This window comes from Xanthomonas sp. NCPPB 1062, assembly GCF_041481705.2.
In the GTDB taxonomy this organism is placed as follows: Bacteria; Pseudomonadota; Gammaproteobacteria; order Xanthomonadales; family Xanthomonadaceae; genus Xanthomonas; species Xanthomonas euvesicatoria.
In genome coordinates this window covers 987,333-999,827 of sequence record NZ_CM192987.1, presented here as the reverse complement: position 1 = coordinate 999,827, position 12,495 = coordinate 987,333, and the positions used below count along the sequence as shown (strand labels likewise).

Genomic DNA, 12,495 nt, shown 5'->3' with positions numbered 1-12,495 from the left:
TTATTGGTTGAACCCACGCGTGCGCCGAGCTCTCCGCCTGCTGCCCCTGCCTTTGAGCATCGCCATCTGCCTCCCGGCCATGGCTGCCGACAAGCCGTTGAACTGGGGACTGTGCCCGGCCGTAGACCCGCTACCCGGCTTCGACGGCGCCCCCGCCGCCGACCCCAAGGCCGCAGAAATGCGCCAGCAGTTGCCGACCGACATCGAAGGCGACCAACTCTCCGGCACCAGCACCACCCCGCAATACCAAGGCAATGTTGCGTTGAAGCGCGGCGACCAGTTCCTGGGTGCCGACAACCTGCGCATGGACACCGAAACCGGCAACTACATCGCCGAAGGCAATGTCCGCTACCAGGACACCTCTTTCCGCATGGTCGCCGACCGCGCCGAGGGCAATCAGGACACCGACACCCACAAGGTCACCAACATCCAGTACCAGTTGGTGGAGCGCCGCGGCAATGGCGACGCCGAATCGGTGGACCTGCAGGGCCAGGTCGGGCAGATGCATCGGTCCACGTACACCACCTGCGACCCCTCCCAGCCGATCTGGCGCGTTCGCGCGCCGGAGATCGACGTCGACAACGAGGAAGGTTTCGGTACCGCGCGCAACGCGGTGCTGCAGATCGGCAAGGTGCCGGTGCTGTACTTCCCGTGGTTCAAGTTCCCGATCGACGACCGCCGCCAGACCGGCCTGCTGTTTCCGCAATTCGGTCTGTCCGGCCGTAACGGCTTCGACTACCTGCAGCCGATCTATCTGAACCTGGCGCCGAACTACGACGCCACGTTGTTGCCGCGCTACATGAGCAAGCGCGGTTTCATGTTCGGCACCGAATTCCGCTACCTGTACGAGGGCGGTCGCGGCGAAGTCACCGGCAACTACCTGCCCAACGACAAGTTGCGCGACAAGGACCGTGGCAGCGTGTTCTACAGCGGCTACCACAACGTCAACAGCAATTGGCAGGCGCGCAGCAGCATCTCCTGGGTCAGCGACACGCGCTACGTGGAAGATTTCACCAGCCGCATCAACGGCATGGGCTCGGCCTCCAGCCTGCAGAGCACCGTGGGCATCTACGGCACCGGCGAGACCTGGACCGCGGGCCTGATGGCCGACCGTTGGCAGCTCACCGACTACACGCTGGACGAGCAGGCCCTGCCCTATAACCGGCAGCCGCGCGCGTATTTCACCTGGGAAAAGCCGCTGGGCATTTTCGAGGCCGGTATCTATGCCGAGGCGGTGCGCTTCACCCACGACGATTCGTACCAGGTGAATTTCATCCCGAACGCCAACAACAACAATGGCGACGAGTACGTCCGTACCAATATCCGCAACAAGCAATACGGCAGCGGCGCGCGCCTGGACGTCAAGCCGTACATCTCGATGCCGCTGTCGGGCGCAGCATGGTTCCTGACGCCCACCGTGGCGTGGCGCTACACCGCGTACCAGCTGGATTCCACGCTGGCCGATACCGCACCGCTGACCGGCAACCGCACGCCCACGCGCAGCCTGCCGATCGCCTCGCTGGACGCCGGTCTGTACTTCGATCGCGAAACCTCGCTGTTTGGCACCAACTATCTCAATACGTTGGAGCCGCGCATGTACTACCTGTACGTGCCGTACCGCGACCAGGACGATCTGCCGGTGTTCGACACCCGTCCGTTCACCTTCAGCTACGGGCAGCTGTTCCGCGACACTCGCTATACCGGCGCCGACCGCCAGAACGATGCCAACCAGCTGACCCTGGCAGTGACCTCGCGCTGGCTGCGCCAGGACGACGGCCGCGAAAAGCTCTCGCTGAGCGCGGGCCAGATCCTGTACTTCAGCGACTCGCTGGTCACCATCAACAACAGCAACAACTCGGCAGCCGGCAGCGAGCAGACCGTCGAGCAGGGCAAGTCCGCCTGGGTGGCCGACGCCAACTACATGATCAACGACCGCTGGTCGATGGGCGCCACCTACCAGTGGAACCCGAACTCGCGCAAGGAAGATCTGGCCAGCCTGCGCACGCGCTACCTGCTCAACAACGACGGCATCATCAACCTGGCGTATCGCTACCGTCGCAACCTCACCGACAACAGCGACCAGCTCAAGCAGGCCGATTTCTCCTTCCTGTACCCGATCAACCCCAGCTGGAGCGCGGTCGGTCGGTACTACTACTCGCTGCTGGACCGCAAGCCGCTGGAAATCATCGGTGGCGTGCAATGGGACAGCTGCTGCCTGGCGGTACGCGGGCTGGTGCGCCGGTTCGTGCGCAACCGCGACGGCGAGATGGACAACTCGATCCAGATTGAGTTCGTGCTGAAGGGCTTGAGCTCGTTCGGGCAGAACACGGACCGCACTTTGCGCCGTGCTATTCTCGGCTATTACCGCGACGACCTCTACCTGGTCCCGCCCAGCAACACCACGACCAATCCGGACGATTACGATCCGAACCTGATTCCATGACCAAGCCTTTCTCTGTTGTTCTTGCCTCGCTGCTGGCCATCACCAGCACGGTTTCGCCGTTGGCCTCGGCACAGCAATCCCAGCCGCTGGATCGCATCGCTGCCATCGTCGACGAAGACGTGGTGCTGCAGAGCGAGCTCGATCGCGCCGTACGCAACGTCAAGTCGCAGTATGCCGGTCGCGAAAACCAGCTGCCGCCAGACGATGTGCTGCAGCGGCAGGTGCTTGAGCGCCTGGTGCTGGTCAAGCTGCAGGTCAGCCGTGCCGATGGCAACGGTATCCGCGTCAGCGACGAAGAACTCAACCGCGCCATCGCCAGCATCGCCCAGCAGAACGGCACGACCGTGGACGGCCTGCGCCAGAAGCTGGCAGCCGACGGGATGGGCTACGCCGATTTCCGCGCATCGGTGCGCGACGAGATCATCGTGCAGCGCCTGCGCCAGAGCTTTGCGCAGAGCCGCATCAGCGTGAGCGAAGGCGAAGTGGATACCGCACTGGCCCAACAGGCCGCCACCGGTAGCCAGTACCACCTGGCGCACATCCTGATCGGCTTGCCGGAAGGGGCAACTGCCGAGCAGATCGCCACCGGCCAGAAGAAGGTCGATGGCGTCAAAGCCTTGATCGACAAGGGCGAGCTGGATTTTTCGGCCGCTGCGGTGCGTTATTCCGATAGCCCCAATGCGCTGGAAGGCGGCGATCTGGGCTGGCGCAGCCTGGATGAAATCCCGAACGCATTTGCGCAGCTGATCCGCGACATGCAGCCCGGCCAGGTGGCCGGACCGCTGCGCGGCCCGAGTGGCTTCCAGTTGCTCAAGCTGGTGGAAATGCGCGACGCCAATGCCGGCGGCGAAAAGAAGATGGTCACCGAGTACCACGCACGCCACATCCTGGTGCGGATCGGCGAGAACCAGACCGAGGCGCAGGCCAAGGCCAAGATCGATACGATTCGCGCGCGCATCGTTGGTGGTGCCGATTTCCAGGCGACGGCCAAGGAGTCCTCCGAGGACACCAACAGCCGCGGTCAGGGTGGCGATCTGGGCTGGTTCCCCGCCGATGCGTTCGGCCCGGACTTCGGCAAGCAGGTCGAAAGCCTGACCGACGGCGCAGTCTCCGAACCGTTCCGGACCCAGGCGGGCTGGCACATCGTGCAGCGCGTCGGCAGCCGCCAGACCGACGTCAGCGCCGAGAACCAGCGCGCGCAGGTGCGTGAAACCATCGGTCGCCGCAAGCTGGAAGAAGAGTACAACCGCTATCTGCAGGAACTGCGTGGCGAAGCGTACGTGAGCTACCGCACCGGCGACCGCGCCGATGACAATGCCACTGCCGCTCCGGCCAAATCGGCAGACCCGGCAGCGCCCTCGCCGCCGCCGGCAAAGCCGACGCGCTGAGACCGGGCAGCCGGATAGCATGATGGTCCCGTCGCTCGCGCTGGTGCCAGGCGAGCCGGCCGGAATCGGGCCGGAGCTTTGTATCCGGCTTGCGCAGCAGCCGCGCTCGGACGCGCATCTGATTGCCTACGCCGACCCAGATACCCTGCACAGCGCCGCAACGGCGCTGTCGTTGCCTGTACGGCTGCTCGATCCCGACCAGCCGGCACGTGCGCCCGGCGACCTGCCGCTGCATCCCGTTCGCCAGGCCGTGGCCACGCGTTTGGGCGCACCCGACCCGGCCAATGCGGCAGCAGTGATCGCCGGCCTGCGCAGCGCCGCGGGCGACTGCCTCGCCGGCCGCCTGCAGGGAATCGTCACTGGCCCGGTGCACAAGGCAGTGATCAACGCCGGCGGCATTGCTTACACCGGCACCACCGAACTGCTGGCCGAACAAGCCGGTTGCCCGGTGGTGATGATGCTGGCCAACAGCATCGTGCGCGTTGCGCTGGTGACAACCCATCTGCCACTGCGTGCGGTGGCCGATGCGATCACCGCCGATGCGCTGCTGCAATGCCTGCGCATCACCCATGCAGCGATGCAGCGCGACTTCGGCCTGGAGCACCCGCGCATCGCCGTGCTCGGCCTCAACCCGCATGCCGGCGAAGACGGTCACCTGGGCCGCGAGGAACTGGATATCGTCATTCCGGTGCTCGAGCAGCTGCGCGGCGAGGGCATGCAGCTGATCGGCCCGCTGCCGGCGGACACCGCGTTCCTGCCGCAGAAACTGCGCGGTTTCGACGCGGTGGTGGCGATGTATCACGACCAGGGCCTGCCGGTGCTCAAGTACAGCGGCTTCGAGCAGGCTGTAAATATCACCCTGGGCCTGCCCTACCCGCGCGTGGCGGTGGATCACGGTACTGCGCTGGAACTGGCCGGCCGCGGAATCGCAGACCCCTCCAGCCTGATGGCAGCCACTGCGTTGTGCGCCCGATTGGCGGCGCGCCGCTAACACCACGCGTGCTTGGCTCGGCGCGGGGATGCCGCATGGCGCACGCTGCCGATCCGCCAGGCCAGGCGGGCACGCGAACGACACCGCGTGCAGGCGCGGCCTCCGTTAAACTGCGCAGATGAATTCTTCTTTCAGCGCACCGGCCAAGAAGTCGCTTGGCCAGCACTTTCTTGCCGACCGGTATTACATCGACCGCATCGTGCAGGCGGTAGACCCGCGCGCCGGCCAGCATCTGGTCGAGATCGGCCCGGGCCAGGGTGCCATCACCTTTCCGTTGCTGCGCAGGCATGGCGCGCTGACCGTGATCGAATTCGATCGCGACCTGATCGCGCCGTTGACCGAAGCGGCGGCCCCGATCGGCGCGCTGAGCATCATCCACCGCGATGTGCTCAGCGTGGATTTCACTGCACTGGCCAACGGCACGCCGATCCGCCTGGTCGGCAACCTGCCCTACAACATCTCCTCGCCGATCCTGTTCCATGCGCTGGACCATGCCGCTGCCGTGACCGACATGCATTTCATGCTGCAAAAGGAAGTGGTCGACCGCATGGCCGCCGGCCCCGGCAGCAAGGTGTACGGACGGCTCAGCGTGATGCTGCAGGCGTATTGCGAGGTGACTGCGCTGTTCGTGGTGCCGCCGGGCGCATTCCGGCCGCCGCCGAAGGTGGACTCGGCCGTGGTGCGGCTGGTGCCGCGCGACCCGGCCACGGTGCAGATCAACGACCGCCGCCGCTTCGCCGATGTGGTGCGCGCCGGGTTCGGGCAGCGCCGCAAGACCCTGCGCAATGCCTTGTCCACCATTTGCGAACCGGCCCATTTCGACGCCGCGCAGGTGCGCCCGGATGCACGCGCCGAACAACTGGAGGTCGCGGATTTCATCCGGCTGGCCAATGTCGAGCTGGCTTGAGCGCCGCTCCCACACCGTTTTATTTAGACTTTCGCCATGCAAGATGATCCGCGCTACCGCGTCGAGGTCGAGGTATCGCCCCGCTTCCTCGCCCATCAATCCACCCCGGACGAAGGCCGCTACGCCTTTGCCTACAGCATCCGCATCCAGAATGCGGGCGCGGTGCCTGCGCGCCTGATCGCGCGTCATTGGCAGATCACCGATGGCAACGGGCGCACCGAGCAGGTGGATGGCGAAGGCGTGGTCGGCGAACAGCCGTGGCTGCGACCGGGCGAAGCTTTCCATTACACCTCCGGCGTACTGCTGGAGACCGAGCAGGGACAGATGCAAGGCCACTACGACATGGTGGCCGACGATGGCACCGAATTTATCGCCCCGATCGCCGCCTTCGTGCTGAGCGTGCCCAGGACGCTGCACTGATGAATGCCGGAGTAAGGGAGCGCGCGCAATGAGCGTCTGGGCCATCGGCGACCTGCAAGGGTGCTACGACATCACCCAGCGGTTGCTGGAGAAGATCAATTTCGACCCCGCCCAGGACACGCTGTGGTTCTGCGGCGATCTGGTCAACCGCGGCGGGCAATCGCTGGAAACGCTGCGCCTGGTGCATTCCCTGCGCGCGCACAGCGTGGTGGTGCTGGGCAATCACGACCTGTCGCTGCTGGCGATCGGTGCGCGTTCGGAAGAAGAGCAGCGCAAGGTCAACCCGGATCTGCTGCGCATCGTGATGGCCGAAGATCGCGATGCGTTGCTGGACTGGCTACGCATGCAGAAGCTGGCGCACGTGGACCGCACCCTGGGCTGGATGATGATCCATGCCGGGCTGGCGCCGAAGTGGACCACGCAGATGGCCGAAAAGCATGCACGCGAGGTCGAGCAGCAACTGCAGGGCGGCGGCTATCGCAAGCTGCTGCGCAATATGTACGGCGACCAGCCGGGCTGGTCGCCGGGCCTGAGCGGCTACGACCGCAGCCGCGCCATCATCAATCTGTTCACCCGCATGCGCTATTGCACCCCGCGTGGGCGCATCGCCACCGACGACAAGGGCACGCCGGGGACGCAGGCGCAGGGCCTGTATCCCTGGTTCGAAGTGCCGGGACGGGTCGAGCGCGACCTGAAGATCGTCTGCGGGCATTGGTCCGCACTGGGCCTGACGATCACCCAGGGTGTGCATGCGATCGATACCGGCGCGGTCTGGGGCGGCAAGCTGACGGCGTTGCAGCTGGATAGCGATGAGCTGCGCGTGGTGCAGGTGCCCGGACGGGAAGTGACCGGGCCGGCACCGGTCGCACGCGCACCGCGGCGTCCACGTGAGCGTCAGGGGCGTCAGCGCTCGCGCGGCAACCGCGGCAATGCGGGGAGCGCAGCGGCCGGCCCCAAGCCGTCAGTCGATACGCCACAGGACTGAGCGCGCGAGGCGCCCGTCGCCATCGCGGTGCCGGGCGCGACACTGCATCGCTCAGCGGCGTTCGTAGTCCACGAACGAAAACGCATGGGCATGCCGGGCGTCGGCAGCATGTAACTCGCGCCTCGCCGGCGACCACACCGCAGGGTCGATCGGCGGGAAGTGCGTATCGGCGCCATCCACCGCGGTGTCCACTTCGGTCACGGCCAGCAGATCGGCGCGTTCCATGGTCAGGCGATACACCTCCCCGCCACCGATCACGCACAGCTCCTGCGCCCCCTCCTGCACGGCGCGTTCGATCGCCTGCTCCACCGATGCGACCGCCTGCATGCCGTCGAACGGCACCTGCCCCGAGCGGGTCAGCACCAGATTCAACCGCCCCGGCAACGCACGCCCCAGCGACTGCGCCGTCTTGCGCCCCATCAGGATTGGCTTGCCCAGCGTCAGCGCCTTGAAGCGCTTGAGATCATCGGGCAGCTTCCACGGCAGCTCGTTATCGCGACCGATGGCGTTGTTGCGGTCGAAGGCCACGACCAGGGTCAGTTTCATCACTTGAAAGTACCGCTGGTTAAACGTGCATCGCATTGATCGGTAATAGGCCTTAACGCTGCAAAAATACTATTCATCCTAGACACTAATCCAGGCATAGCTTCTTGCACTTTCAATGCTATGACTTCGTCAACCTTACCCGGCGTCACAGAGTCAAAACTGGTTTTCCCCATCAGGAATGATGCTAGCTCCCTATTATTGGTATCCAGTGCCGTAGCAATCATCAAACGTTGCGAATCCGTAGTCGCAGAAAGGATCAAGGGGGCCATTGTGTCGCCAAGCCAGGGGCGATCAAATAATTCTTGCAGCGATGGCCGCATTTGTTTTTCCAGCTCGGAGCGAATTGCGGGGCGCATCTCAGGGCAACCCCCTTTCCAGCGATCTTGCATTTCCTCTTCCAGCTGCGTTTCAAGCTCAGCTAGATATTTAGAAGTTAAATTCTTTGTAAGCGTCGGCGCCAATAACTGCTGATAGAAGGCGCGCGATTGCTCGAGTGGCGTCAGCGAGGTCAGCTTTGCTGCGAAAACCTCTATTGAGCCGAAGCAATTAGCTACAACAAGCAGTACGACCATTCCGATTCGTGAAGACCAACCACTAGTCATATGCCCTCCTTGACTGACCTTAATTACACCGCCACCGGCGCCTTGATCGCCGGATGCGGGTCATAACCTTCGATGGCGATGTCTTCGAAGCGGAACCCGAACAGGTCGGTGACCTCGGGATTCAAACGCAAGGTGGGCAGCGCGCGCGGCGTGCGCGTCAGCTGCTCGCGTGCCTGCTCGAAATGATTGGAATACAGGTGCGCATCGCCCAGCGTGTGCACGAAATCGCCAACGCCCAGGCCGGTAGCCTGCGCCACCATGTGCGTCAGCAGCGCATAGCTGGCGATATTGAACGGCACGCCCAGGAAGATGTCGCCGCTGCGCTGATAGAGCTGGCAACTGAGCTTGCCGTTCACCACATAGAACTGGAACAGGCTGTGGCACGGCATCAGCGCCATCTGCGGCAGCTCGCCGACATTCCAGGCGCTGATCACCAGCCGACGCGAATCCGGATTGCGCTTGATTTCATCCACCAGCCACTGCATCTGGTCGATTTCGACACCGTCCGGGCCGGTCCAGCGCCGCCACTGCTTGCCGTACACCGGACCGAGATCGCCGTTGTCGTCGGCCCACTCGTCCCAGATGCGTACCTGGTTGTCGCTGAGGTAGCCGATATTGGTGTCGCCCTTCAGGAACCACAGCAACTCATGGATGATCGAGCGCAGGTGCAGCTTCTTGGTGGTCACCAACGGGAAGCCGTCGTTGAGATCGAAGCGCATCTGCCAGCCGAACACGCTGCGCGTGCCGGTACCGGTGCGGTCTGACTTCTCTGCACCGTGTTCCAGTACATGCTGCAACAACTCCAGGTACGGCTTCACTTGGCAGCCTCCACGCCTGCGGGCGCCGGCAGCACCGGCTGCAACACCGGCGCGCGGCGCGACATCGCCAGCAGCACCAGGCCAACCGCAATCAACGGCAGGCTCAGAATCTGGCCCATCGTCAGCCAATTGAAGGCCAGGTAGCCGATCGGCGCGTCGGGCACGCGCACGAATTCGACGATGAAACGGAACACGCCATACAGCAATGCAAACAGGCCAGAGACCGCATACCGTGAGCGCGGCTTCATGGAGAACGTCCACAACACCACGAACATCACCACGCCTTCCAGTGCAGCTTCATAGAGCTGCGATGGGTGGCGTGCGAACTGGTTCAACGCGCCGGCGGCGTACTGCGCCTGGATCTGCGCGGGCAACCGGTCCGCCAGTTCCGGCGCGTGCGGAAAGATCACGCCCCAGCCGGCCTGGGTGAATTTGCCCCACAATTCGCCGCCGACGAAATTGCCGAGCCTCCCGAAACCAAGACCCAGCGGCACCAGCGGGGCGACAAAGTCCATCACATCGAAGAAGTGCAACCGGTGCTTGCGCGCCCACAGCCAGCAGGCGATCAACACGCCAAGCAGGCCGCCGTGGAAGCTCATGCCGCCTTCCCAGACCTTGAACAGGATCAGCGGGTTGGCCAGGAAGGTCTCGAACGCATAGAACAGCATGTAGCCGATGCGCCCGCCCAACACCACGCCGAGCATGCCGTAGAACAGCAGGTCGGAAAAACCATCCATGTCTACCCCGGGCAGGCGACCGCGCAGGATGCGCGAACGGCCCAGCGCCCAGGCCGAGAAAAACGCCGCCAAATACATCAAGCCGTACCAGTGCACCTGCACCGGGCCGAGCGAGAAGGCGATGGGGTCGATGGCGTGCAGATAGATCATGCGGACCGCGTATCACAAACAAGCGAGGCCGCTATTCTGACACCTCGCACGCGCTCAGCCTAAAATCCGCGGCCGGTCAGGTAGCTCGTCTTCATGCTGCGCGCCGTCTGTGGCCGGGAACTGCTCGGCCACCAGCTCGGTCACCGCCTCGATGCCGGCCAGGACAGCCGCTTCGTGCTGGCCTTCGCGCAGGAATTGCTGCATGCGCCGGCACACCTCTGCCCAGCGCGCTTCCGGCACCCGGCTGCGCAGACCGCGGTCTGCCACCACCTCGATGGCGTGGTCGGCCAGCAGCAGGTAGATCAGCACCCCGTTGTTGGCTTCGGTATCCCAGGTCCGCAGCTGGGCGAAGGCCTGCTCGGCGCGCTGCCGCGCGCTGTGCCCGCGCCACAACGCCTCCAGCGGCAGGTCGGCCTCGACCGCGACCATGATCTGGCCGGTATGCGAGCGCTCGCTCGCGGTCACCGCCGCCGCAATGGCGTCCATGCATGCGGCTGGAAAAGTGCGCTGCGCCGAGGGCGCGAAGATATGCCTGAGCCACCGCATTACCAGCTCCCCGAGGCGCCACCGCCTCCTGATGACCCGCCGCCACCGCCCCAGCCACCACCGCCGCCGAAACCGCCGCGGCCGCCGCCGCCAAATCCACCGAAGCCGCCGAAGCCGCCGCCCCAGCCTCCGCCACCGACAAAGCGGCCGGGCGAGCCGGAGGACAGGCCGGCCAGCAGGCCGATCAGCGCCGCGCCCGCACTGGCCAACAGCAACGACGTCAACAGCAACGCCGCACCGCCGGCGGCAACGCCGGTCAGCACGGCGCGCAGCGGGCGCGGTAGCGCGCCCAGGATGCCTCGCGCCACCGTGGCCACCACGAAGCCGATGAACAGCGCCATGATCCAGCCACCGCCGCCCGCGCCGTTGCCGCCCTCGGCATGCCCGCTGACCGGCGCCGGCAGGGCCTCGCCCTCGATCAGGCCGGCCAGGGTTGCGGTCGCCGCCGTGATGCCGCCAGCGTAATCGCCCTCACGGAAGCGCGGCGCCAGATACTCCTGGATGATGCGGTTGGCGGTGATGTCCGGAATGGCGCCTTCCAGGCCGTAACCCGGCTGGATGCGGACGCGGCGGTCGTCCTTGGCCACCAGCAGCAGCACGCCGTCGTCCACGCCCTTGCGACCGATCTTCCATTGGTCGAACACGCGCTGGGTGTATTGCTCGATCGCTTCCGGCTGCGTGGTCGGCACGATCAAAATCTGCAACTGCGCGCCCTTGCGCTGCTGCAAGGCCAGCGCCTGTTGCTCGAGTTGCTGGATCTGCGCCGCATCCAGGGTGCCGGTGACGTCGACCACCGGCGAGCGCAGCGGCGGGATGGCAGCCAACTCCTGCGCCAGCAGCGATGCCGGCAGCAGCAACGCCATCATCCACACCACTCGCAAACACATTCGTCGCATTGCCAACTCCTACCTGATGCGCGCCGATCGTCCATCAGCGCGGGGTTTTGCGATTGCTTCTTCCCTGCGGGAGATTGCCTCTTACAGAGAACGTGTGCGCCTGAAGCGAATCCGCGGCTGGTCGAACGACTGCAAAGCCTGGCGACCTACCCTCACCAAGCCCTTCCCCGATGGGAGAGCTAGCTCTCGCCTCGACACGGTCTGTTGGCTTGGTCCGCAGATTCGTGCTGATGTGCGGCTCGGCGCGCATCGCCTTGGCGCGTGCCCGTGCGTCGTTCGACAGCGCGCGTACTGCGCTTGCTAGCGACGACTGCACAACCGCCGTGCACGCACAGCAACTGATTACTGCACAGGCTGCGGCGCGGGCTGTTGCTGCGGTGCCTGCTGCGGCGTCTGCTGATTACCGAAATCCACCTGCGGGGCGCGCGAGATCTGCGCTTCGTTTTCCACGCTGAAATTGGGCTTGGGCTGGTAGCCGAAGATCTTGGCCGTGATCACCTGCGGAAACGAGCGGATGTAGGTGTTGTAGTCCTGCACGGTCTGGATATAGCGGCCACGTGCCACGGTGATGCGGTTTTCGGTGCCTTCCAGCTGCACCTGCAGATCGCGGAACGACTGGTCCGACTTGAGCTGCGGATAGTTCTCGCTGACCACCAACAACCGCGACAGCGCGCTACCCAACTCGCCTTGCGCCTGCTGGAATTGCTTCAACGACGCTTCGTCATCGGCGTTGACCTGGATCTGGCCGACGCGCGCACGCGCATTGGTCACTTCGGTCAGGACCTGGCGTTCCTGCTGGGCGTAGCCCTGCACGGTGCGTACCAGGTTGGGAATCAGATCGGCGCGGCGCTGATACTGATTGAGCACCTCCGACCAACCGGCCTTGACGCCCTCTTCCTTCTGCTGGATCGCGTTGTAGCCGCAACCGGACAGCGACGCGGTCAGGATCAGCAACACCAAGGCGCGAATCAGGACAGGCATGCAGGCGATTCCATTGGAAGAGAGCCCGAGCATGCCACGTGCCAGGTCAAGCCCGCATGCACACGCCCCTGCCCGGCTCGCCCTG

13 protein-coding genes are annotated in these 12,495 nt (G+C 64.8%); 6 read left to right on the top strand and 7 right to left on the bottom strand.

What is annotated here, in order from left to right; all coding sequences use genetic code 11:
- The first annotated feature begins 19 nt into the window (after positions 1–19).
- The 6 genes from lptD (at position 20) to ACCQ16_RS04265 (ending at position 7,134) form a co-directional block, all read left to right on the top strand.
- Positions 20–2,443 carry an LPS-assembly protein LptD gene (gene lptD, locus ACCQ16_RS04290; protein ID WP_074053464.1) on the top strand — a complete coding sequence of 808 codons (2,424 nt, stop codon included), beginning with the start codon at positions 20–22 and terminating at the stop codon, positions 2,441–2,443.
- Complete coding sequence (locus tag ACCQ16_RS04285) at positions 2,440–3,831, top strand: peptidylprolyl isomerase (protein WP_008576397.1); 1,392 nt, start codon at positions 2,440–2,442, stop codon at positions 3,829–3,831. Before lptD ends, ACCQ16_RS04285 begins: the two co-directional genes overlap by 4 nt.
- Before the next feature lie 19 nt (positions 3,832–3,850).
- Positions 3,851–4,822, top strand: coding sequence for a 4-hydroxythreonine-4-phosphate dehydrogenase PdxA (pdxA, locus tag ACCQ16_RS04280; protein ID WP_179119420.1), 972 nt, complete (start codon positions 3,851–3,853; stop codon positions 4,820–4,822).
- Positions 4,823–4,940: 118 nt separating this feature from the next.
- A complete protein-coding gene (rsmA, locus tag ACCQ16_RS04275) occupies positions 4,941–5,729 on the top strand; it encodes a 16S rRNA (adenine(1518)-N(6)/adenine(1519)-N(6))-dimethyltransferase RsmA (RefSeq protein ID WP_218498681.1) in 789 nt (262 codons plus the stop codon).
- A 36-nt stretch (positions 5,730–5,765) separates the two neighbouring features.
- On the top strand, positions 5,766–6,149 hold the full coding sequence (gene apaG / locus ACCQ16_RS04270) for a Co2+/Mg2+ efflux facilitator ApaG/CorD (RefSeq protein WP_007965232.1): 384 nt from the start codon (positions 5,766–5,768) through the stop codon (positions 6,147–6,149).
- Positions 6,150–6,177: 28 nt separating this feature from the next.
- The gene (locus tag ACCQ16_RS04265) at positions 6,178–7,134 is read left to right on the top strand and encodes a symmetrical bis(5'-nucleosyl)-tetraphosphatase (protein WP_071118526.1); all 957 of its coding nucleotides are present in this window, start codon (positions 6,178–6,180) and stop codon (positions 7,132–7,134) included.
- Between the two features lie 51 nt (positions 7,135–7,185).
- Here ACCQ16_RS04265 and ACCQ16_RS04260 read toward each other — a convergent pair whose 3' ends face one another.
- The 7 genes from ACCQ16_RS04260 to ACCQ16_RS04230 form a co-directional block, all read right to left on the bottom strand.
- Entirely contained in the window at positions 7,186–7,680 is a 495-nt protein-coding gene (locus ACCQ16_RS04260; RefSeq protein ID WP_127165372.1) for a dihydrofolate reductase, read from the bottom strand.
- Positions 7,680–8,252 carry a hypothetical protein gene (locus ACCQ16_RS04255; protein ID WP_127165370.1) on the bottom strand — a complete coding sequence of 191 codons (573 nt, stop codon included), beginning with the start codon at positions 8,250–8,252 and terminating at the stop codon, positions 7,680–7,682. The genes ACCQ16_RS04260 and ACCQ16_RS04255 overlap by 1 nt, the downstream gene beginning before the upstream one ends.
- Positions 8,253–8,305: 53 nt before the next feature.
- On the bottom strand, positions 8,306–9,100 hold the full coding sequence (locus ACCQ16_RS04250) for a thymidylate synthase (RefSeq protein ID WP_218551653.1): 795 nt from the start codon (positions 9,098–9,100) through the stop codon (positions 8,306–8,308).
- Positions 9,097–9,987 (bottom strand): prolipoprotein diacylglyceryl transferase, encoded by an 891-nt coding sequence (lgt, locus tag ACCQ16_RS04245; RefSeq protein WP_008576385.1) that lies wholly within the window; start codon positions 9,985–9,987, stop codon positions 9,097–9,099. Before lgt ends, ACCQ16_RS04250 begins: the two co-directional genes overlap by 4 nt.
- A 54-nt stretch (positions 9,988–10,041) precedes the next feature.
- Complete coding sequence (locus ACCQ16_RS04240) at positions 10,042–10,533, bottom strand: TPM domain-containing protein (RefSeq protein ID WP_277573158.1); 492 nt, start codon at positions 10,531–10,533, stop codon at positions 10,042–10,044.
- Complete coding sequence (locus tag ACCQ16_RS04235) at positions 10,533–11,429, bottom strand: TPM domain-containing protein (protein WP_218498684.1); 897 nt, start codon at positions 11,427–11,429, stop codon at positions 10,533–10,535. The genes ACCQ16_RS04240 and ACCQ16_RS04235 overlap by 1 nt, the downstream gene beginning before the upstream one ends.
- A 342-nt stretch (positions 11,430–11,771) precedes the next feature.
- A complete protein-coding gene (locus ACCQ16_RS04230; RefSeq protein WP_008573598.1) occupies positions 11,772–12,410 on the bottom strand; it encodes a LemA family protein in 639 nt (212 codons plus the stop codon).
- Positions 12,411–12,495: the final 85 nt, after the last annotated feature.

Bases quoted from the DNA above. Each gene is read 5' to 3' on its own strand.
- ACCQ16_RS04230 (WP_008573598.1), bottom strand. From the start codon at position 12,410: ATGCCTGTCCTGATTCGCGCCTTGGTGTTGCTGATCCTGACCGCGTCG.
- rsmA (WP_218498681.1), top strand. From the start codon at position 4,941: ATGAATTCTTCTTTCAGCGCACCGGCCAAGAAGTCGCTTGGCCAGCAC.
- ACCQ16_RS04260 (WP_127165372.1), bottom strand. From the start codon at position 7,680: ATGAAACTGACCCTGGTCGTGGCCTTCGACCGCAACAACGCCATCGGT.
- ACCQ16_RS04255 (WP_127165370.1), bottom strand. From the start codon at position 8,252: ATGGTCGTACTGCTTGTTGTAGCTAATTGCTTCGGCTCAATAGAGGTT.
- lgt (WP_008576385.1), bottom strand. From the start codon at position 9,987: ATGATCTATCTGCACGCCATCGACCCCATCGCCTTCTCGCTCGGCCCG.
- ACCQ16_RS04265 (WP_071118526.1), top strand. From the start codon at position 6,178: ATGAGCGTCTGGGCCATCGGCGACCTGCAAGGGTGCTACGACATCACC.
- ACCQ16_RS04285 (WP_008576397.1), top strand. From the start codon at position 2,440: ATGACCAAGCCTTTCTCTGTTGTTCTTGCCTCGCTGCTGGCCATCACC.
- ACCQ16_RS04240 (WP_277573158.1), bottom strand. From the start codon at position 10,533: ATGCGGTGGCTCAGGCATATCTTCGCGCCCTCGGCGCAGCGCACTTTT.
- pdxA (WP_179119420.1), top strand. From the start codon at position 3,851: ATGATGGTCCCGTCGCTCGCGCTGGTGCCAGGCGAGCCGGCCGGAATC.
- apaG (WP_007965232.1), top strand. From the start codon at position 5,766: ATGCAAGATGATCCGCGCTACCGCGTCGAGGTCGAGGTATCGCCCCGC.
- ACCQ16_RS04235 (WP_218498684.1), bottom strand. From the start codon at position 11,429: ATGCGACGAATGTGTTTGCGAGTGGTGTGGATGATGGCGTTGCTGCTG.